Genomic DNA, 21,229 nt, shown 5'->3' on the forward strand with positions numbered 1-21,229 from the left:
AATGTCGATACGCTCTAGGGTCAGTTGACCTTTTATGGTTATTTTTACAGCCAGTTGTTGAGCTTTACTCTTTTTAATCAGCGAGTAAGGCTAAGATTTTGTAGTCTAGTTATTCTAGATAAACAAGCCCTAGGCTAACATTCAAAATCATATAAAAAAAGCCCACCTAAGTGAGCTTCTTAAAATATGAGAACTGGCTCATACACTGACAAGGATCAGATACTTTTAGCCTAACGCAGCAACGATCTCTTTACTGACTGCTGCAACTGCCTGTGTACCGTCAAACTTGTTGTATGTAGCCTGACCTGAGGCTGCTACCTTACCGTAATATTCTACTAATGGTTTAGTCTGCTCATGGTAGATCTCCAGGCGCTTACGTACCGTAGACTCTTCGTCATCTGGACGAATAGCCAGGTCTTCACCGGTAACATCATCCTTACCTTCAACCTTTGGCTGGTTGAAAACAATATGGTAAACACGGCCAGAACCTGGGTGAACACGACGGCCAGCCATACGCTTAACAATGTCTTCGTCGGGCACATCGATCTCTACCACGTGATCGATATTAATGCCACTAGTGGCCATAGCATCTGCTTGTGGAATAGTACGAGGGAAGCCATCAAGTAAGAAACCTTTGGCACAATCATCTTGAGCGACACGCTCTTTTACTAAACCAATAATGAGCTCATCTGAAACCAACTGACCAGCATCCATCACTTGCTTAGCTTCTAAGCCAAGAGGCGTTCCAGCTTTAACCGCTGCACGCAGCATATCGCCGGTAGAAATTTGTGGAATACCGTATTTTTCCATGATGAACTGGGCCTGGGTACCTTTGCCGGCACCTGGGGCACCTAATAACATGATGCGCATCTCGAGATTCCTCTTATTTCACATAGTTTTATCATTGGCGGCGATTTTCGCATAATTGGCCGCTATTTTGAAGGGGTAGAAACAGTTTTAGCTTAGTTATATACATTGACTTAAAAGGGAATAACCATTTCCTTATCAATGTGCCTTGAATTGAAAAAACTGAGAGTATCTGAACTGAACACATACTTATATGAAATGGTATTAATCATTAGACTTTGGCCTGATAGACAATCATGTTTAAGCAGACCAAATCGGATCGGTTTATTCCGTTTGATTTTTACACGGAATGTAAACTCAATATCAATATAATAAACTGTACAACTTACGGCGATATTGATTCGCCAGTTGATTTCCTTGGCCTAATGCGGTCAAGATTTCCAGAAACAGCTTTTTAGCATCGCCATTCTCAATCGAAATATCTTTAGATAGAGGAGCAAATAGAAGTGCTAAGGCTTCCTCATCTCTTTTCGCCTGATGCAGCGCCTTAACCAGGTCTAATAATATTGAGATATTATCTGGTTCAATATCACAAGCTTGCTGTAATTGACGAATTTCCGGGGTATCGGCCGCATCGAGGGCCAGTGCCAATTTTGCTTTCAGAGTTTGATAGTAGCTATCCTGATCCGCAAGGCCGACACTGTCTAGCAACTCACCCGCTAAGGTTAAATCACCCGCCATCAGCTCTGCATCGGCATACACTAAGGCAATTTCAGCATTGGGTGATTCACTGTAAGCATCCCTTAACAAGTGAAGCGCCGCTTTAAAATCTTCATCCACCAGAAGTGCCTTAGCTTGATTTAGCTTAAGCTGCCACTGCGCCGGAAGATGCTTATCTAACATCTCGGTGATTTGCCTCTCATCCTGCAAACCCGCAAAACCATCTATAGGTTTGCCTTCACTGAGCACTAAAGTCGTGGGGACATTTTGAATTTGAAAATAGTTGGCTATCTCCATCTCGCTGTCACAATCGATTTTGGCTAATACAAAACGGCCAGCTTGTTTCTGAGCCATGGAGATCAATGTCTGACTTAAAGTGATACTTTCCGGACTTTGATTAGACCAGAAACACAGCACAACAACTTGCTCTGCCGATGCATCGACGACTTGCTGAATATTCTCTTTCGTTAGATCTAGAACAGTTTCCATAACAATCCTGTTATCTTTTTATACGAGTACTCATCTGGTTTCCACAAGGCTTGAGCCTTCCATGAGACACCCGATAAATGCCGCAGATATAAAAAAGGCAGAACCCTAATACAAGTAAACGGTACTAGATGCTCTGCCTTCACAATTACAATGACTTATTAGTTAAGTTTAGCCAACAGCATCTGGTTCATCAGCTTAATGAAGGCTGAAGGATCTACCAGGCTGCCTTTCTCAGATAACTGAGCCTGTTGCAGCAGTAAGTCAGTCCACTGAGCAAATACTTCCTCGTCTTGCTCATCATTAAGGCGCGCAACCAGAGGATGCTCAGGGTTAATCTCAAAAGTAGGCTTACTTTCTGGTACAGCTTGTCCGGCAGCTTCCATCAATTTAATCATCTGACTCGACATCTCACCTTCACCCGCCACAACACAAGCTGGGGTATCGGTAAGACGGCTAGTCACTTTCACTGCTGAGACCTTGTCACCCAGTGAATCTTTAACACGCTTCACCAAGTCTTCTGATTCAGTTTCCAACTTCTCTTGAGCTTCTTTTTCAGCAGCATCTTCAAGATCGCCAAGCTCAAGATCACCGCGTGTGACCGAATGTAACTGCTTACCATCGAAATCAGTAAGGTGGTTGATCAACCACTCATCGATGCGCTCAGACATCAAGAGTACTTCGATTCCTTTTTTACGTAACAGCTCAAGATGCGGGCTATTGGCAGCAGCTTCATGGCTATCGGCTACTATGTAATAGATCTTACTTTGGCCTTCCTTCATACGGCCGATGTAATCCGCAAGAGAAACTGTCGGTACAGCATCTTCTGTATGCGTCGATGCAAAGCGTAACAAGCCGGCAATGCGTTCCTTGTTGACCATATCTTCGGCCGGGCCTTCTTTAAGCACCTGACCAAATTCAGCCCAGAATGTCTGATATTTCTCAGCATCATTCTTAGCCAACTTCTCCAACATGCCAAGTGCACGCTTAGTCACAGCGGTACGCAGTGCCGATGTCACCTTGTTGTCTTGTAAGATTTCACGAGACACGTTCAATGGCAGATCGTTTGAGTCTATGAGACCTTGTACAAAACGCAGGTAACTTGGCATAAACTGCTCGGCATCATCCATTACGAATACGCGCTGAACGAATAACTTAAGACCATGCTTACGGTCACGGTTCCACATATCCCAAGGCGCTTTGGCTGGGATGTACAGCAAGCTAGTGTATTCCTGCTTACCTTCGACTCGGTTATGGCTCCACAACAATGGATCGGTAAAGTCGTGAGAAATATGCTTATAAAACTCTTGATACTCCTCTTTAGAGATATCGCTCTTGTTACGAGTCCAAAGTGCTGTCGCCTTGTTCATAGGCTTCCATGAACCTTCTACAGCAGCCACGGCTTCTTGATCATCTGACGCCTCAATCGCTGGCGTGCCTTCTTCGAACATCTCCACAGGGACTGAGATATGATCTGAGTATTTAGTGATGATAGAGCGCAGACGATATTCATCGGCAAACTCTTGCTCGTCTTTGCGAAGGTGCAAGACAATTTCTGTTCCGCGAGTCTCTTTAGTGATATTTTCTACGGTAAAGTCACCTTCACCTGCAGACTCCCACAACACGCCTTCATCGGCACTGTGTCCTGCAGCACGAGTACGCACAGTGACCTTGTCGGCAACGATAAATGAAGAATAGAAACCCACACCAAACTGACCGATTAGTTGTGAATCCTTAGTGTCATCACCAGATAAGTTCTTGAAAAATTCTGCAGTGCCCGACTTAGCGATAGTACCTAAATGCTCAATAACACTGTCGCGGGTCATGCCAATACCGTTATCGCTGATAGTGATAGTGCCTTTTTCTTTATCAGCACTGATACGCACACTCAACTCACCATCGCCTTCATAGAGGGCATCGTTAGTCAGTGCTTCATAACGTAATTTATCTGCAGCATCGGCAGCGTTGGAGACCAATTCACGCAAGAAAATCTCTTTATTTGAATATAAAGAGTGAATCATCATATTTAGTAGTTGCTTGACTTCAGTTTGAAAGCCATGAGTTTCTTGTTGTGACATGGTTTATTCCTTTATTGTATTGCACAAAGCCTAATTCTTAATGAACTTAGCTTTTACGCAGCAAAGTGCTTTATGAAAATAGAGATGGGGTTGGAATTTTGCATTTCAAGGGGAGAAGAGATAACTGAGGTTAAAATGACTAAAAAAAAATCCAGTATTGACGAGGCAATGACTGGATTATTTATGCTCTGAAAATCAGAGCAGAGGAATAGCTTGAAACTTACAGCGGGAGACGTCCATTAAAAGAAAGCGCCAACGTGGTGCTATCGACATACTCAAGCTCACCGCCCACAGGCACCCCATGGGCAATACGGCTCACGATGACATCGTGAATCTTGGCCATGTCGGCGATAAAATGCGCCGTTGCATCCCCTTCAACCGTAGGATTAGTGGCTAAGATCAACTCTGACACCTCACCAGAAGCTAAATGCTCTTCTAGCAAAGCTAATCCAAGTTCATCTGGCCCAACACCATCCAATGGAGACAGGTGTCCAAGCAGTACAAAGTAACGCCCGGAGAAGTGTCCACCGGCCTCGATAGCAAGTACGTCAGCTGGGGTTTCAACCACACAAATCAACTGAGATTGTCCACGTTTGTGACTGGCACAAATGGGACAATGAACCTCTTCGGTGAAAGTGCGGCAGGATTGACAATGGCCCACATCACTCATAGCTTTTTCTAGTGCTTGTCCCAGGGATTGACCCGCTTTTCGATCCCGCTCAAGTAACTGAAATGCCATGCGCTGAGCGGATTTGGGGCCCACTCCGGGTAAACATTTCAGTGCTTGGATCAACTCGTCGACGAGAGGACTAAATTTCATTTGCTATAAATACTCAACTAGAAAGGCATCTTCATACCAGGAGGTAGTTGCATGCCACCTGTCACTTCAGCCATTCTCTCTTTTTGGCTCTCTTCTACTCGACGCGCCGCATCGTTACAGGCTGCAGCGATAAGATCTTCTAACATCTCTTTATCGTCTTCTAACAGGCTAGGATCGATATCCACTTTACGTACACTGTGAGAACCTGTCATGGTAATTTTAACAAGACCTGCACCGGCTTCACCGGTCACTTCCATACGCGCGATCTCTTCTTGCGCTTTGGCCATTTTGTCTTGCATCTGCTGGGCCTGCTTCATCAGGTTACCCATACCGCCTTTTCCAAACATATCTATTTCTCTTCAATTAAGGGTCGAATAAAGTTGGCTCATCTTACTTAAATAATGTCGATAATCAATCAAAGCCGTATAAACTTATGACTGAGCTAACGCCTTAAAGTTCGATTTATCGATGAGCTCTATGGTATTTCCTTTTAAACTCAATAACTCAGGTGAATAACTTAAGCTATCGTCTTCAAACTCTGCCCCCATTTGACTCATTAGCCATTGGACATTGCTATCTGTGAGTAAGCCTTGATGTGCCTGGGCTTGGATCTCCCGATGAAAACGCTGACGCACTTCCAGTGGTGTCTCCCTGTTGCCGTCAACTCCCACAGCAATATTGATCTTAGTCTCGGCGCCTAACGCTTTGGCTAAGGCTTCCTCTAACTGAACTATGGCTATATCGGCGGACAAATGTTTCTGGTTAGGTTTTAATAACAGAGACAAGGGCTCAGTAAACTCATGACATATTGAGTTCACTGCTAATTGGCGCACCCTGCCACCGACATCGATAGCAGACATCAAACGATACCACTTAAGGTCAGTTTCATGGCCTGTCACCTCGCCTTCACCTAAAGGGGGAAGCGGGTCAAATGACTGAGCTTGTATTCCGGTTTGTACTGACTCTCGTACTTGTACTGGTGCTCGAGATTCTATTTGTGCTTCGACTTGAGCCGACGGCACTGGATGAGTATCACGGCCTTGCTCATTGCCAGCTGAGGCGACATTCTCACTTGCCGCAACTTCGACAGGTTCCTCCCAGGGAGGCCTGTCTTCAATATCTGTTACCAAGTGTGGAGTCTGGGACTGTGCGACACTAGGCTGTACTTGAGGAGCCGATTCCTGCGAGCCCAAAGCACTTGGCTGTGGTCGACGTTCAGGTTTAGCTTCAGGTTCCGCTGCGGATATAGCCTGACCGTCTAAAGACGATGTTTCACTGGTATGCTCAGCTAAGGGTTTGCGTTTAGGAGGGGAAAACTCCTTACGCTGGGCTTCAGGCTTTTTTCCATCACTCTCCTCAGGCGTTTTGGCCAGGTCGGTGAGCAGTGAGTCTCGCGACGCTAAGACAGCATCTAAAATATCGTCTTGCAACTCAGCTTGAGAATCTGTCCCTTGGGCTGTTATTTCTGAGCTTACATCACCACCAGGCAGACTTTCAAAAGCCTGGTAATCCCCCTGCTCTGGTTCATCTTGTTGAAAACCATATTGAGCATCGAAGGCTGCATCTTGAGCTAACTGCTCAGGGCTCAGCTGCTTCTGATCTAAATTAGACGAATTTGTACCAGACTGACTTATCTCTGACGGGCTACTTGCTTCAAGCTGAGCTAACTTATCTGTGCCGCTATTGTCTATGGGGCTCGTCTCAGTTTGGCTAACAGACTCAAGCGGTTCAATGATAGTTTGGTGAGTCTTAGCTTGACTGACGATGCTTGCATTAGCCATGGGAGATGGCGTTATGATGTCAGGTGCCTCATCCGTCGACGCAGTACTTGGCTCTACAGTTTGATCAAGAACTTGCTCGGCAGAATCCAGAGCGCTCTGCTCCATCCCCAGGCTAGATGCCTGACTTAATATAAGGGTTTGCTCGCTATTAAGAGCAAGCAAATCATCGGTCTCATCATCTGGCTCTGCTTGAGGTGCTAGTTCGGCTCTAAGCTTAGGCTCAGGAACTGACACTTTTTGAACTGCAGCAGACTGGCTAGTAGAGTTCGACGGGTTATCATGACCAAGATGATTATTGTTAACTAGGGGCTGTTCTGACTCTGCCTGTCCAGCTTCTTTATCTACAAGTTCAGGCAAGGTAACGCTAGCTGGCTTATCTACCATCCAACGGGTCACAGGTGTTTCAGGCACAAAAGAAACGGCTCTAAGCAAGGCCATCTCTAAGCCAGATTTAGGATCCGGCGCATGGGGGAGATCTTTTCTCCCCGTCAACAACAGCTGATAATAGAGTTGTACTTGCTCTGGACTGAGCTGCTGTGCGAAGGCCTTAATCTGCTCACTATAAATGGAAAGCTGAGCCGCAGCGGGAGCAAACTGACTCAAGGTTATCTGATGTAATAATTCCAGTAGGCTTCTAAGCACTTCCTGGGGATCGGCACCAAAGGATAAAACTTGGCCAATTACCCGCATCAAACTCTCGATATCCCCTTGGACTAAGGCATTGAGCAAGGTGATCACGTGTTGCTCGTCGATACTGCCAAGCATGGTCTGCACTTGAGTCAAGTGTACGCTTCCTGCACCGAAAGCTATGGCCTGGTCTGTAAGACTCAGAGCATCACGCATACTGCCATTGGCCGCTTTAGCCAACAGGGTCAGTGCTGGTTGCTCGAAGGTGAGTTGCTCTTGGGTAAGCACATAAGACAGTTGCGATGAAATTTCATCTTGAGTCAGGCTTTTTAAATTAAATTGCAGACAACGAGACAGTACTGTCACGGGCAGACGCTGAGGATCTGTGGTCGCCAGCAGAAACTTTACATGCTCAGGTGGCTCTTCCAGAGTTTTTAGCAGGGCATTGAAACTGCTACGCGATAGCATATGCACCTCATCGATAAGGTACACCTTGTATCGGCCTCTACTGGGACGGTACTGCACATTATCGAGTAGCTCTCGAGTATCATCGACCTTAGTACGCGAAGCCGCATCGACTTCGATAAGATCGACAAAACGCCCTTCGGCAATTTCAACACAGCTGGAACATTGGCCACATGGAGAGGCCGTAATTCCCTGCTCACAGTTTAATCCCTTAGCGAATAGCCGAGCTAAACTGGTTTTACCCACACCTCGGGTGCCAGAAAACAGGTAAGCATGATGTAATCTTTGCTGAGTGAGCGCATTGGTTAATGCAAGTAAAACATGAGACTGACCAACCATTTGTTCAAATGTGGCAGGGCGCCATTTTCTGGCCAACACCTGATATGACATGGAACTCCCCAAAGTGTCATCTAGTAAATTCGGGAGCACGCTCCTCAATAATCTGCACCTTAACATGCCATGTTAAAAGGCGCTACTGAGGAGCATTTTTACGCTGGATTATTCACCGTCAAAATCACTCAAAATAACAAGCTCATGAACAATTGTTTTGAGGTGTCTCTCTACCACAAAGAGCCGACACTGAGATAGCCAGAAACAAGATGATTAACTTGGCCGGCTACATCAGGAATAAATTGTACGCTGGATTATTCACCGTCAAACTTAATCAGTTTAAGAACTATGGATTCGAGACGTTTCTCTACCACTAAGAGCCGACCCAGAGATAACCAGCAACAAGATAGTTAACTTGGGTAACTAGTTATATTGTTATCTAGGCCTAGTCGCCTTCAAATTCACACAGTTTAACCAGTTTAAGATCCATGGCTTCGAGACGCTTCTCACCACCAAGATCCGGCAAAGAGATAACAAAGGCTGCATGGTTAACTTTACCACCTAGTTTACGGATCAACTTGACAGTGGCTTCAATCGTACCACCAGTAGCAAGCAAATCATCGACCACTAATACTTTGTCTTCAGCAGAAATCGCATCTGTATGCAATTCCAATACATCCTGACCATATTCAAGATCATAACTCTGAGAAATTGTCTCACGTGGTAATTTACCCGGCTTACGTACAGGTACAAAACCCACACCTAATGCCAAGGCTAAAGGTGCCCCGAACAGGAAACCACGAGCTTCTGTACCCACGATTTTAGTAAAGCCTTGATCTTTATACTCCTCAGTAAGAAGCTCAATCGTTGCTCGATAAGCCGCAGGCTCTTCAAGCAAACTCGTCACATCTCTGAAAAGGATCCCGGCTTTCGGGTAATCAGGAATTGTTTTTATGCTCTGTTTTATCAATGCTAAGCTGTCTTTATTCATGATCATCATCTTTTGGTTTAGCCGACAATTCTCGCCAGCTTTAAAAAATCCGGCTAAAGTTTATGTGTCTTTAAGCATACTTGCAACAATCTCCCATACTAATTAGGACAAGAATTGAGGCATTAGGTCATAATTTAACGATATAGCCTAAATAGGGGGACAATATTGAGTTTTCCGCATTTATGATTGAGCCAAGATTCGGCAATAACATCATCTCATCGCCGGTAAAGTGAATGTAAAAGTTAGCTAACGCTCTAATTCAATCTACTAACTCAATCTTTAGCTCAATCTTTAGCTCAATCTTCCAGTTCAGGGATCTGCTTAAGAAATAAACCTAGGCCCAAGGCAAAACAGAGCAGCATTATTTTTACCCATATTAGCGGCACAACGGCTATGCTGACCGCAAAGCTGAGTCCACTGACAATATACGCCTTCTTCTTTAGCCCTTTACGTATGCCTCTGCTCTGCTCCCAATCATTCAAAGCCTCTGAGAACCAAGGGTGGGTCATCAGCCAATGATGTAGTCGATCACTGGAACGGGCAAAACAGAAGGCAGCAAGTAAGATAAATGGCACTGTGGGTAATATAGGTAGCGGGATCCCCAGCAATCCAAGCGCCAAGCTGCACAAGCCACAAATCAAATAAAAACCACGTTTAAAAGCCATTATTATCCTTAACTCATTTTTTCAAAAATCAAAAAAAGTCCAAAAAAAACCACTCCAATGAGTGGTTAGTCTACCCAAACCTATGCTGGGTATCTAGACTTGAATGAGTCTAAAGAATATTTTAAATCAGCCCGGCAATTTTCAACCAAGATAAGGTCGCAGGTAAAGTTGGCAGCATCAGGACTAAGATGAAACCTATGAAATAGATGATGTTAAATGGATCTTTAAACGGCTTACTCATAACTTCCTCACTCAATCTTTTTAATGATTTTATTGATCTAGATCAATTTTTTGAAAGCATTATAAAGACTTGACCAGAATTTAGGAAGCGAGTATTTAACCTTTTATCAACTTAAACTCCTTTTGATGATTTATAAGCAGAAATCTATCGCTCCCATTCTATGGCTTTATCCAGCCCTTTAATGAAAAAGTCCAATCGACTCATTCAACCCCATTAGCCAAGTATTGTTTCACGACCCCCTTAGCGGCAAGCTCGACTAACATCTGTTTACACCCTTGAGTTAACACTTCATCGTCCATCTGGGGGTAAGTTTGCTTTAGCCAAGTCACTAGATAATCGAAATTGACAGATTCATACTGGCACAGGTAACCCAGCGCTTGTGCGGCTAAAGGGTTAAGCTGCAAGAAAATCACTTCATCTTGCTTATCGCGATATAAGCAAAAATTTAACGGACTCTCGGCGGGTCCATCGGGTCGGTAATCTTCACTCACTCTTTGAACATCAAATCTATATTGCAGCACCTTAGCCGTATCAGACAAACACAGTGCCACTTGCGTTATCGGCCCTTGCATACCTTGGTGTAGGGGATTATCTTTAGCGACTGCGACAACCAACTCCATATATTCATAATGAGCCAATTCGATAATAAATGCAGGGTCCCCCTCTGTTAACTGATATTCAGACTGGAGGAAACTAACAAATTCCTGAGCTATTTCGATAAAAATCGGTGTCTGACTATCATGGGTCACAAAGAATTTTTGGATCAGCGCCAACCAAGCTTCTTCAGCATATAAGCTTTTCAACACGGGAAATGCACTAGAAACAAAGCCATTGATGTTATTGAAAAACAGATCCCGGTATATCTTCATCCGCCGAGCTTCTGTGCCCTTAGGCAATGGCCGTGAAGGCTCCTTAATATAATCCATGAAGGATTGTTGAATCCTAGTAAAATTCATCATGCACTCCTTGAACGTTGACACAAGCCTGTCTCTTGATAGCGATGAATTTTATCTATCTCCTTTAGCAGTACAGGAGTTTGAGGAATATTAAAATCCCTCTCTAACAAGGTAGGATGCACGCCATGTATTTGGTAACAGGTTTGAAGTAACTGCCATACCGATGACACAATATCTGCGCCATGGGTATCGACTATGATATCTTTTGCCTCTTCAAAATGGCCTGCGATATGGATATAAGCGACGCGCTCAGTCGGCATAGCCTTTAAAAAATCATCGGCATCGTATTGATGATTAATTGAATTAACATAGATGTTATTCACATCAAGAAGCATTTTACAATCAGCTTCACTAAGCACTGCAGTGACAAATTCGAGTTCACTCATCTCGGCCCCCGGCGCCGTGTAAAAAGAAACATTCTCCAAGATAAGCGGCCTCTCTAGAATATCTTCTACCTGTTTAACACGCTTAACCACATGCTTAACCGCCTCCTGAGTAAAAGGAATGGGCATAAGATCATACATATGTCCGCTACCCGAACAGTAGCTAAGATGTTCGGAGTAAACCTCGATATTATGCTCATCCATAAAGGCTTTCACATTTTTAACCAAGTCGATATCTAAGGGTGCAGGCCCACCGATAGACAGAGATAAGCCATGACAGAAGAAAGGTTTACTCTCGGTTAGTTGCCTAAATTGTCGGCCATACTTTCCCCCTAAGGTCATCCAGTTCTCAGGCGCAACCTCGAAGAAATCGATAGCATCGGGAATAGCGTCGCAAAATTCATCCAACATCTCACGCCTCAAACCTAATCCCACCTTGGCTCGCTCAATCATATTCACTCCCAAAAGCCTCTGCTAATTATAGAAAATGTCAGCGTTATACTCGCATAAGAACATTTAAGGCCAGTAAACACCGGCCTTAAATGTCTAATCACTATTGCAAAATCTGCTCCGCAATAGATAATAATGATTTACATGTCACTGCCACACTTGCCCTCTTTGGCCTTCTTCATATCGCCGCCACACTTGCCTTCTGCAGCCTTCTTCATGTCGCCGCCACACTTGCCTTCTGCAGCCTTCTTCATGTCGCCGCCACACTTGCCTTCTGCAACCTTCTTCATGTCGCCGCCACACTTACCTTCTGCAGCCTTCTTCATGTCGCCGCCACACTTGCCTTCTGCAGCCTTCTTCATGTCGCCGCCACACTTGCCTTCTGCAGCCTTCTTCATGTCACCGCCACATTTTCCTTCACCACACTTGCCCTCTTTCCCCTTCTTCATGTCGTCGCCACACTTACCTTCTTTGCCCTTCTTCATGTCGCCGCCACACTTACCTTCTCCATCCACTAGTTGGTAGCCAGCTTCCATCTGACTAAAACCAAATGGGTTAGCTTGCGCCTCACCTGCAAATGCAGAGCCGATAACAACGGTACCTAGGGCGGCAGCAATAGCTGTCTTTTTAACTAAATTCATAATGCATTCCTTTAAAATCAATAAACTAGTATAGGTTACCAACCAAACTTCATCTCAGCTGGCTTGCATAAATAGACCTGACCTAACTAAAATCTATTTCAAAAAAATAACAAAGATCACATTTACGCTCCATTAGTGAGTAAGCAATAAGTAAACCTAAGATAAATAATCCAATATATTCAGCGCATAAGCATATTGTTATCAATTTAAAGCTTAACAAGATAAACAAATTTTGAATCACTTCTCATCATAAGTTAAAATGCTGCCCGCGCTAGCTATAGGTGTGATGTTCGATGCACCTAAATCAAGCAAAGCAGATTTCACTGGGCTGCGTGCCAATAATCGATATTTTTATTACTTTAGCCATGCTAGGCGACAAATAGACTGACACTATGAATCCGACAAGAATGACCCAGACAAGAACAAAACCATGCGTGTAATACTCGCACCAATGGAAGGCGTTGCCGACGCGCCTATGAGAGCACTGCTAACCGGCGTAGGTGGATACGATCTGGTGATCAGTGAATTTATTCGAGTGGTTGATCAACTCCTGCCAGAAAAAGTCTTTTATCGTCTATGTGCAGAATTAGCTCATGGTAGTAAGACTAAATCCGGAACTCCAGTGAGATTACAACTGCTGGGCCAACACCCTCAGTGGATGGCGGAGAATGCCCAGAGAGCCATCGAACTAGGTTCTCTAGGTGTCGATCTTAATTTTGGTTGTCCTGCCCCCATGGTCAATCGCAGCAATGGTGGAGCGGCAATGTTAAAAGAGCCTGAAACCATTTACCGCGTAGTCAAAGCGGTACGGGAGGCCGTTCCCGAGCAATTACCGGCGACAGCAAAGATACGCCTAGGTTGGGACGATAAGAGTCGCTGCGTTGAAATAGCTCAAGCGATTGAAGCAGCCGGTGCCACTGAGCTGACCGTGCACGCCAGAACGAAGGAAGAAGGTTACAGGCCTCCCGCTCACTGGGAGTATATTCAACAAATCAAGCAGGCTATCTCAATACCTGTGATCGCAAATGGAGAGGTCTGGAGCCGTGAAGATTATCTCAAATGCCAACAAGTCAGTCAGTGTGATGATGTAATGATAGGTCGCGGCGCATTAGCCGTACCGAATTTAGCCCATGTGATTAAAGGCTCCCAAGATAAGATGCCCTGGTCTGAAGTCTTATTGCTACTGTTACAATACTCAGACTATGAAATCGTCAGCGAGAAAGAGAAATATTATCCCGCACGAATAAAGCAGTGGCTTAAATTCATCGCCAAGCAATATTGTGAAGCCGATGACCTCTTTACCCAAGTAAGAGTATTAAAGAAAACGCCGGAAATTCTCTCTTTACTCAGATCTCTCGCCTAAGTCTGAAATGTAAAAAACCCAGCAAGAATCACCTTTCTGGTCATACCTCTGAAGGAAAGTCGCTTAAACTTTCCTTATCCAAGTTAGATCTTGCTGAAGTAAGCACTAAATATGACCTAGAGTTGATCTTAGTCATAGTCAAAACACCCCACCCGTTTAGACTTAATATCCGAAATAACTTATCAGGCATATACTCGTGAGTAGACCCCATATCAGACATGAATTGTCACAGCTAGAATCCAATCTAAGGACTGAGATAGGTAAGCTTGCACAGAGTAAAAATATCAGCCTCGACACTCAAACGGGTTCACTTTGCGAACTGATAGCTATTTTGACCCAGGCAGGCTTATGTGAACACCCATTATTTGGGCAAATAACACAAGTCGACGCCGCAGTCTGTCAGCTAGATATTGGCCTGTATGGTCTTTGCTCCGATTGTGAGAATGAGATAGAAACCGAGCGCTTAGATATCAATCCCGTTGAACAGAGGTGCACCCAATGTGCCAAAAGTCATGAGCATGAGCACAGGCAAGAGTTAAGACTCAAACATTAGGCAAGTTTAAGCGAAAACTACCTAGCTTCATTTTTCTCTATGTTAGCCCAATCTACTCAGCTAAAAAACGCCCATAAAAAAGCCTGCATAAGCAGGCTTCTCTTGTGTATCTCATCTCAAACGAAAGCGACTAACTTAGACGCTGATTTTTCTCGGCGAGTTTATTGAATATAGCGTTAAATGAAAGTGACGCTCCATGGGCAATTTTATCAGCGAAATTTTTCTTCAACTGATAACGCACCTTGATCACGGTTCTCTCTTTCGCTAGCTTCATCACCACATCATCACTGGTGGATATGCCATCGATAAGACCCAGTTCTATGGCCTGTTGACCATACCAATGTTCACCTGTAGCCACTTTATCAAGATCTAATTCGGGGCGATATTTAGCGATAAACTGTTTAAATAACACATGAGTTTCTTCGAGCTCAGTCTGAAACTTCGCACGTCCCTCGTCAGTATTTTCACCAAATAGGGTCAAGGTACGCTTAAAGTCCCCTGCTGTATGCTGCTCATAATCAATATCATGCTTCTTAAGCAATTTATGGAAGTTAGGTATTTGCGCCACTACCCCAATCGAGCCAACAATGGCAAATGGAGCCGCGTATACCTTGTTCGCCACACAAGCCATCATATAGCCGCCACTGGCTGCCACTTTGTCGACACAAATAGTCAGATGAATATCGGCCTGACGCAGGCGGTCCAACTGACTCGATGCCAAACCATATCCATGCACCATACCGCCGCCACTCTCGACAGTTACGATCACTTCATCGCCCTTCTCTGCAATGGCCAAAATAGCACTTATCTCTTCACGCAAAGAAGCCACTTCGCTGGCATCTATACTGCCCTTAAAGTCGACCACAAACACTCTAGGATCTAATGTCTCTTCACCTTGCTCTTTCTCGGCTTTCTCTTTGGCCTTCTCGTCCGCTTTTAGCTGCTTCTCATAGGCTTTAAACTGCTTCTTACTCAGCAGTTCCTCTTTAAGATCATGCTTAAGGTTCTTGAGATCTTCAGAGAGGTTGGTCAGCAATAGCTCTCCCTTCTCCCCTTTCTGCTTTATCGCAGAGGCAAGCACAAGGATAACAACAGCGATAATCGATAACACTATGGTTATTGCTTTGGCGAAAAACAGTCCATATTCGTACAAAAATTCCAAAGTATGCTCCAGCTTATTTGATCTTAAATGCAAAATTGGGCTTATTCTATCAGTCATCGCCCCAATAACAAATGTGCTAATAAGGAAATAAGCCAATAAAAAACCCAGCAATTGCTGGGTTTAAAGGGTTAAGCGTTAAGCGTTAACGAATGTTAGCCAGCAGGAACCGCACATGGCTGAATCACATGTTTAAGATCTGTATCAATCATAATCGTCGCAGTGCCTTTACCAGCAGTTAGCGCAAACTTAGCAACTTCTTGCTGCATCTCAGCCGTTGCAGCGGTGCCGGAAGTACCAGTAAGCGAACTATGATGCCCTTCAACAAACCTAACAACCCCTGAACCTGCCGTTGTCGTATCGATACACTCTAAACCCAATGCGGTGATAAGAGGCTCTGTACCGGCAGTTGGGAAGCCATCGACACTGTTTGGCAGTACCTGATCCGGTTTATTGTCCTCTGTGCCGTCACCCACTATCTCAATCACGTGTACCGGAAGCTCTGTTGCTTTCAGCATAGCCGCATGGTTTATCGGATCGGCACTATCTACAGCAGTCTGAACCGCAAAGGCGAATGCAGGTAAGAAACCTTTATAGACAGCTTGAACAAGGGCTGCATATTCTGGTGTACCTGGTTCATAACCAGCAGTATTTGCTTCATCAACCAAAGGCTGGAAAGAATCAGATGCTATGATATTTTCGAACAACATGGGGCCAAAAGTCTCCGAACCGATAAAGGTTCCGGCAAAACCGCCCGTTGGCGCAACCAAAGATGATGCATTGAGTGCAAAGAAATTTGGCAATGCTGTTCCAGTCTCGGGATTAACTAAACCAGTGCTGGCATAGGTAGAGAAGTTAGTATTAACAATCCCACCAAGACTTATACCTTGTGAGCTGATCTTACCAATATCAAATATCTGAGGCTGCTCAAGCTGAGCCAGCTGCATAGATAGGCCAGTTAGAGCCAGACGAACACCAAGATGATCGACAACACTCTGACGGAAATTATCACGCACTGATAAAGTGCTAGCGATATTGATAAAGGCTAATGGGTTACCATTCACAAAAGCATCAGGTTGTCCGATTGCAACGCCAAATTCTGGTGCAGACGCCGACACTTCATAGACACCATCGTCATTAGCATCGAATGAACGCGCGCCATGTAAGGGATGATCGATTGCAAACGTTGCAATCCCCATAGCAGCATAGGTACTGGCGAAAGCCATCGCTGCCTCTTTACCACCACCCAGACCATGAAGCGCGATATTAGTCGGCCAACCTGCTGTCGGTGCCACAAAGGTTAAGCCTTTCTCTGCACTAAAAGCAGCGAGTTTAGCTGCGTCGGGCATGGTAATAAATACCGGAACTGTCTCGTGCTTTTTAATTTCAGGAATGGGGTTAAACTTAGTCAGATGTTTAGCCTTATCGGCCGCTGTACCGTCATCGAGTAGCCAAGTTTTTCCGGCTAAAAGTGCAGGGGTAGCAATGCCATCAGCAGGAGCAATACCATAGGCCATTGCTTGCATGCCGTAATTTTCTTGGCTCATGGTGCCAGCTTGGAGCGCCAGTAGCACTGAAACAGGACTATCACCCAGGGCCTTCCAGCTGCCATTAATTGCTGGCATCATATTTTCATCTAAACAAGCCGCTGAAGAACAATCACCAAAGATAGGCAAGATTAACTCAGCTTTATATACATTGGTTAAATCAGCAATCTTGAATATATCACCCGCTTCGGAAGGAATTCCTGCAGCGGTGGCAATTGTATAACCTAATGGCGTAGGCAGAACAGAGAAGCGCGGGGCATAAGGATTGCCAGGTGTAGGGTCTACCATTAATAATTTTAGTGTCTCATATACATCAGCAACAGATTGAGTGGTAAACAGTCCCGAATAACTAATCGTATCAAGATCCACACCATACTCAGCTGCTATGCCTTTCTCATAACTGTTCACTAAGGTTTGAAGAGATAATTGAGCTTCAGTTTCAAGTGGATGAGTTTCTATATCTAATCTTACGGAATTATAAGTCGATGATGGAGCAATCCCCTGACCTGCTGAGTCTTGGATTAGATTGGTCGTTACATAGATATAAGACTGATTGGCCTTTAATGGCTTCAGAGGAACAATAACAATTTTATTACCAACAGCCTTAGAGACGAAATCAACACCAAATGTCAGCTCGGCACCAACTTTACAGGCAGAAGCTGATGCACTGGCTTTACAGTCGGGATCAGAAGATAACGGACCCCCAACTGTCGCCTCGAACATCCTCACCGCACCAGGCTGGAATACTGAAACCTCATCGAGTGATAACATTGTGCCATCATGATCAGAAGCGAGTTCAACATCTATGGAAATTGGCGCTGTGGTCGACCAACCATCAAGTGCACCAAGAGCCATTGAAGGATCTGTGTAATCGCTACCGCCTTTAAGATCTTCACCTGGAATGTTGATCGTGCCATCTAAGGTACCCTGAAATAGAAGATCATTGGGTAAAGGTAGAGTACGTTTTGCAGGGTCTACATTACCTGGATCGAATGCGATATGAGACTCAGGGATCAGAGGCTCAACCTTATCTTTTAACTCATCGACACTATCTTCACTACAGGCCGTGAGTCCTAGCGCAGATGCAATCGCGACACCTAAAAAGAGTCTTTTCATCTTTGTTCCCCAAATCTTGTTGTAATAATTTTGTTTTCCCCAAAAAATTTGGTCACAATAGGCAATACCATGTGGCCAAAGTAGGACTTTTACCAGTCCTTACCTGAGCTCAAGTTAACGTAAAAATATTGACTTAGCTACATTTTTGTCACATACCGNCAACGTTTAGGCGGCCAATAATTAATCATTTGTTTAAAACAGTGTTCATCACATCAGTGACTCTAGAGGTGGCGGCCTTTTCCGCCACAGGAAATATTGAATCATGTTGGAATATCAAGCTGCAAAAGATCTACTTATTAACAAAACAATACTGGTAACAGGTGCTGGAGACGGGATTGGACGCGCGGCTGCCATCAGTTTCGCGCAACACGGCGCTACGGTGATCCTGCTTGGAAAGACAGTTAAGAAGTTAGAAGCCGTATATGATCAGATAATACAAGCTGGTTACCCAAAGCCTGCGATTGTACCTTTAGACTTACAAGGCGCTACCGAGCAAAACTATATCGATATGGCACAGACTATCGAAGAGCAATTTGGCCACCTTGATGGTGCCCTACATAACGCGGGACTGCTCGGCGTGTTAGGTCCCTTCGAACATATCTCCATGGATTCTGTTCAAGAGGTCATGCAGGTTAATGTCATTGCCGAAATCATGCTAACTAAGGCACTGCTGCCTATCATGAAGAAGGCGCCTAAGGCATCACTGGTGTTTACCTCCAGTGGCGTCGGACGTCAGGGCCGTGCATTCTGGGGCGAATACGCCATCTCTAAGTTTGCAACCGAAGGCATGATGCAATCTATCGCCGATGAATATGAAGGTTCAAGCTTGAGGGTCAACAGCATAAACCCAGGTGCCACTCGCACAGGAATGCGCGCGAATGCTTACCCGGCTGAAAACCCAAGCACACTCAAGGAGCCTGAAGATATTATGGCGACTTATCTTTACCTGATGGGTGATGATTCTGCAGCTGTTAATGGTCAGCAGCTGAGCGCGCAGTAAGAAAGGGAAGTACCTATTTTCTGCAATCTAGGTTCTGCAATCTAGTTCCTAGGTATTTTCAGTCTCTGGAAATATTGCATAAGACTTGTTATTACAGAGAGTCTGACACAAAGCAATATTTTAACCTTGACCTACAAGGACGTAGGGAATGTCCAATTGATGTCGGGAACATCAAGGACCCATGGAAATATTGCATAAGACTTCTTATTACAGAGAGTCAGACACAAAGCAATATTTTTACCTTGACCTACAAGGACGTAGGGAATGTCCAATTGATGTCGGGAACATCAAGGACCCATGGAAATATTGCATAAGACTTCTTACTTACAGAGAGTCAGACACAAAGCAATATTTTAACCTTGACCTACAAGGACGTAGGGAATGTCCAATTGATGTCGGGAACATCAAGGACCCATGGAAATATTGCATAAGACTTCTTACTTACAGAGAGTCAGACACAAAAAAGGCTGCATTAGCAGCCTTTTCTATTTCATACTAGATAAGTTCCTAGCTACTAGAATCTGTGTCTAGGAACTCATTTCACTAGATTCTCTTGCGCCCAGGCTTACTTGCTACCGCTTTATGCTTACGCACTGCACGACGGATCTTAGAGCCCTTCACTTTCGAGCGAGCGACGCTGTGCTTGTCGGTACCTAGGACGGTACGAGTCTCTTCATTTAAGCCAGCCGTTTTTCTGAGGTAATTAACCTGCTCCATGGTCAACTCAACCCAACCACCACGAGGCAGTGACTTAGGCAGCTCAATCTTGCCGTAACGAATACGGATAAGACGGCTCACCTGTACTTCTTGAGATTCCCATAAACGGCGAACTTCACGATTACGGCCTTCAGCAAGCGTCACATGCCACCACTTGTTCATGCCTTCACCGCCAGCCGCTTTCACTTTATCGAAACTAGCTGGGCCATCTTCTAAGGTAACCCCTGTTCTAAGGCGTTGAATACAGGCATCATTAACTTCGCCGAAGGTACGTACTGCGTACTCACGTTCAACTTCATTAGATGGATGCATCAAGCGGTTTGCCAGTTCACCATCTGAGGTAAACAGCAACAAACCTGAGGTGTTGATATCGAGACGACCGACAGCAACCCAACGTGAATCACGTGTCTTGGGTAGACGGTCGAACACCGTAGGACGACCTTCAGGGTCTTTGCGACTACAAATCTCGCCTTCAGGCTTATGATAGGCAATCACGCGACAGATTAGATCTTCTTCAGATTTAATCGAAACGGTTCGACCATCGATACGGATCTTTACATCAGCTTCGATGCGATCACCTAGATTGGCAATCTCACCATCTATACTAATTCGACCTGCAGCAATCCATGCCTCCATCTCACGACGGGAGCCATGGCCTGCACGGGCCAAGACTTTCTGCAATTTTTCACTCATTAGTAGACTCTTCTGTGTTTAATGTATCTGTAGACCCTGTCTCTTCATTAGAATCCGAACTTGAATTCACATTTGAAAAAAGGGTCTCTAAAGACTCAGTATCGGTTAGCGGCGGTAAGTCCGCTAGACGTTCTAAGCCAAAATAGGCTAAAAAATCGGTGGTTGTAGCATACAGCGCCGGTCTACCCGGTACCTCTTTATGCCCCACCGTTTTTATCCATTGTCTGTCAGTCAAACTTTTTATGGTCTGGCTACTGACAGCTACGCCCCTGACAAACTCGATATCACCTCGAGTCACAGGTTGACGGTATGCAATTACGGCCAAGGTTTCTAAGGTTGCCCGTGAATATTTTGGTGCCTTCTCCTGCCACAAGGGCTGCAGATAAGGACTTAAGGCCTCGATTGTTTGAAATCGATAACCGCCGGCGACGCTGACTAGCTCAACACCTCGCCCCTGATAATCTTGTTGTAACTCTTCTATCGCAGCTTTAATCTTAACCCGAGTGACACTGAAAGTGATTAGCACAGTCTCTTTCAGGTTCTTTATGCTGACGGTTTTTCCTAAAACGAACAGGCTCGCCTCGATCAACTGCTTGAGCTGATCGGGGTTTATCTGCAGTTTTTGCTGCTTTTTCTGGCT

General features: G+C 44.8%; 18 protein-coding genes. 3 read left to right on the plus strand and 15 right to left on the minus strand.

The genetic code is table 11. The features are described from left to right. Window positions 1–225: 225 nt before the first annotated feature. The 11 genes from adk to SVI_RS13165 all read right to left on the minus strand — a co-directional run bounded on the left by adk (window position 226) and on the right by SVI_RS13165 (window position 12,441). On the minus strand, window positions 226–870 hold the full coding sequence (adk, locus tag SVI_RS13115; RefSeq protein ID WP_013052048.1) for an adenylate kinase: 645 nt from the start codon (window positions 868–870) through the stop codon (window positions 226–228). 300 nt (window positions 871–1,170) lie between these two features. Further along, on the minus strand, window positions 1,171–2,016 hold the full coding sequence (locus SVI_RS13120; RefSeq protein WP_013052049.1) for a tetratricopeptide repeat protein: 846 nt from the start codon (window positions 2,014–2,016) through the stop codon (window positions 1,171–1,173). A 158-nt stretch (window positions 2,017–2,174) separates the two neighbouring features. Continuing rightward, entirely contained in the window at window positions 2,175–4,091 is a 1,917-nt protein-coding gene (htpG, locus tag SVI_RS13125) for a molecular chaperone HtpG (RefSeq protein WP_013052050.1), read from the minus strand. A gap of 220 nt (window positions 4,092–4,311) precedes the next feature. Continuing rightward, window positions 4,312–4,911, minus strand: a complete 600-nt coding sequence (recR, locus tag SVI_RS13130; protein WP_013052052.1) for a recombination mediator RecR — start codon at window positions 4,909–4,911, stop codon at window positions 4,312–4,314. A gap of 17 nt (window positions 4,912–4,928) precedes the next feature. After that, complete coding sequence (locus tag SVI_RS13135; protein WP_005498969.1) at window positions 4,929–5,258, minus strand: YbaB/EbfC family nucleoid-associated protein; 330 nt, start codon at window positions 5,256–5,258, stop codon at window positions 4,929–4,931. Between the two features lie 84 nt (window positions 5,259–5,342). Next, complete coding sequence (dnaX, locus tag SVI_RS13140) at window positions 5,343–8,174, minus strand: DNA polymerase III subunit gamma/tau (RefSeq protein ID WP_013052053.1); 2,832 nt, start codon at window positions 8,172–8,174, stop codon at window positions 5,343–5,345. Between the two features lie 385 nt (window positions 8,175–8,559). Beyond that, a complete protein-coding gene (gene apt, locus SVI_RS13145; RefSeq protein WP_083779904.1) occupies window positions 8,560–9,111 on the minus strand; it encodes an adenine phosphoribosyltransferase in 552 nt (183 codons plus the stop codon). Window positions 9,112–9,401: 290 nt separating this feature from the next. Beyond that, complete coding sequence (locus SVI_RS13150) at window positions 9,402–9,770, minus strand: YbaN family protein (RefSeq protein ID WP_013052055.1); 369 nt, start codon at window positions 9,768–9,770, stop codon at window positions 9,402–9,404. A gap of 441 nt (window positions 9,771–10,211) precedes the next feature. Continuing rightward, entirely contained in the window at window positions 10,212–10,967 is a 756-nt protein-coding gene (locus SVI_RS13155) for an HvfC family RiPP maturation protein (protein ID WP_013052057.1), read from the minus strand. Then, window positions 10,967–11,803, minus strand: coding sequence for an HvfB family MNIO-type RiPP peptide maturase (locus SVI_RS13160; RefSeq protein WP_041419940.1), 837 nt, complete (start codon window positions 11,801–11,803; stop codon window positions 10,967–10,969). The genes SVI_RS13155 and SVI_RS13160 overlap by 1 nt, the downstream gene beginning before the upstream one ends. Before the next feature lie 137 nt (window positions 11,804–11,940). Beyond that, the gene (locus tag SVI_RS13165; RefSeq protein ID WP_013052059.1) at window positions 11,941–12,441 is read right to left on the minus strand and encodes an HvfA family oxazolone/thioamide-modified RiPP metallophore; all 501 of its coding nucleotides are present in this window, start codon (window positions 12,439–12,441) and stop codon (window positions 11,941–11,943) included. Window positions 12,442–12,871: 430 nt separating this feature from the next. Between SVI_RS13165 and dusC the strand changes: the two genes are divergently transcribed. After that, the gene (dusC, locus tag SVI_RS13170; protein WP_013052061.1) at window positions 12,872–13,804 is read left to right on the plus strand and encodes a tRNA dihydrouridine(16) synthase DusC; all 933 of its coding nucleotides are present in this window, start codon (window positions 12,872–12,874) and stop codon (window positions 13,802–13,804) included. A gap of 196 nt (window positions 13,805–14,000) precedes the next feature. Beyond that, on the plus strand, window positions 14,001–14,357 hold the full coding sequence (locus SVI_RS13175) for a TraR/DksA family transcriptional regulator (RefSeq protein WP_013052062.1): 357 nt from the start codon (window positions 14,001–14,003) through the stop codon (window positions 14,355–14,357). A gap of 130 nt (window positions 14,358–14,487) precedes the next feature. Here SVI_RS13175 and sohB read toward each other — a convergent pair whose 3' ends face one another. After that, the gene (gene sohB / locus SVI_RS13180; protein ID WP_013052063.1) at window positions 14,488–15,519 is read right to left on the minus strand and encodes a protease SohB; all 1,032 of its coding nucleotides are present in this window, start codon (window positions 15,517–15,519) and stop codon (window positions 14,488–14,490) included. 152 nt (window positions 15,520–15,671) lie between these two features. Beyond that, a complete protein-coding gene (locus SVI_RS13185; protein WP_013052064.1) occupies window positions 15,672–18,179 on the minus strand; it encodes a VolA/Pla-1 family phospholipase in 2,508 nt (835 codons plus the stop codon). Window positions 18,180–18,441: 262 nt separating this feature from the next. On the opposite strand from SVI_RS13185, the gene SVI_RS13190 reads away from it, so the two are divergent. Beyond that, a complete protein-coding gene (locus SVI_RS13190; RefSeq protein ID WP_013052065.1) occupies window positions 18,442–19,179 on the plus strand; it encodes a YciK family oxidoreductase in 738 nt (245 codons plus the stop codon). 543 nt (window positions 19,180–19,722) lie between these two features. Here the strand turns inward: SVI_RS13190 and rluB are convergent. Beyond that, window positions 19,723–20,589 (minus strand): 23S rRNA pseudouridine(2605) synthase RluB, encoded by an 867-nt coding sequence (gene rluB / locus SVI_RS13200; protein ID WP_013052067.1) that lies wholly within the window; start codon window positions 20,587–20,589, stop codon window positions 19,723–19,725. Next, window positions 20,582–21,208 carry an SMC-Scp complex subunit ScpB gene (gene scpB / locus SVI_RS13205; protein WP_041420358.1) on the minus strand — a complete coding sequence of 209 codons (627 nt, stop codon included), beginning with the start codon at window positions 21,206–21,208 and terminating at the stop codon, window positions 20,582–20,584. Before scpB ends, rluB begins: the two co-directional genes overlap by 8 nt. Window positions 21,209–21,229: the final 21 nt, after the last annotated feature.

Origin of the sequence: Shewanella violacea DSS12, assembly GCF_000091325.1 — a bacterium.
GTDB lineage: Bacteria > Pseudomonadota > Gammaproteobacteria > Enterobacterales > Shewanellaceae > Shewanella > Shewanella violacea.

Excerpts from the sequence above, each read along its gene's own strand:
- adk (WP_013052048.1), bottom strand. The coding sequence starts at position 870 with ATGCGCATCATGTTATTAGGTGCCCCAGGTGCCGGCAAAGGTACCCAG.
- SVI_RS13135 (WP_005498969.1), bottom strand. The coding sequence starts at position 5,258 with ATGTTTGGAAAAGGCGGTATGGGTAACCTGATGAAGCAGGCCCAGCAG.
- dusC (WP_013052061.1), top strand. The coding sequence starts at position 12,872 with ATGCGTGTAATACTCGCACCAATGGAAGGCGTTGCCGACGCGCCTATG.
- htpG (WP_013052050.1), bottom strand. The coding sequence starts at position 4,091 with ATGTCACAACAAGAAACTCATGGCTTTCAAACTGAAGTCAAGCAACTA.
- SVI_RS13185 (WP_013052064.1), bottom strand. The coding sequence starts at position 18,179 with ATGAAAAGACTCTTTTTAGGTGTCGCGATTGCATCTGCGCTAGGACTC.
- apt (WP_083779904.1), bottom strand. The coding sequence starts at position 9,111 with ATGATCATGAATAAAGACAGCTTAGCATTGATAAAACAGAGCATAAAA.
- SVI_RS13190 (WP_013052065.1), top strand. The coding sequence starts at position 18,442 with ATGTTGGAATATCAAGCTGCAAAAGATCTACTTATTAACAAAACAATA.
- SVI_RS13120 (WP_013052049.1), bottom strand. The coding sequence starts at position 2,016 with ATGGAAACTGTTCTAGATCTAACGAAAGAGAATATTCAGCAAGTCGTC.
- SVI_RS13155 (WP_013052057.1), bottom strand. The coding sequence starts at position 10,967 with ATGAATTTTACTAGGATTCAACAATCCTTCATGGATTATATTAAGGAG.
- dnaX (WP_013052053.1), bottom strand. The coding sequence starts at position 8,174 with ATGTCATATCAGGTGTTGGCCAGAAAATGGCGCCCTGCCACATTTGAA.
- SVI_RS13160 (WP_041419940.1), bottom strand. The coding sequence starts at position 11,803 with ATGATTGAGCGAGCCAAGGTGGGATTAGGTTTGAGGCGTGAGATGTTG.
- SVI_RS13165 (WP_013052059.1), bottom strand. The coding sequence starts at position 12,441 with ATGAATTTAGTTAAAAAGACAGCTATTGCTGCCGCCCTAGGTACCGTT.
- SVI_RS13150 (WP_013052055.1), bottom strand. The coding sequence starts at position 9,770 with ATGGCTTTTAAACGTGGTTTTTATTTGATTTGTGGCTTGTGCAGCTTG.
- recR (WP_013052052.1), bottom strand. The coding sequence starts at position 4,911 with ATGAAATTTAGTCCTCTCGTCGACGAGTTGATCCAAGCACTGAAATGT.
- rluB (WP_013052067.1), bottom strand. The coding sequence starts at position 20,589 with ATGAGTGAAAAATTGCAGAAAGTCTTGGCCCGTGCAGGCCATGGCTCC.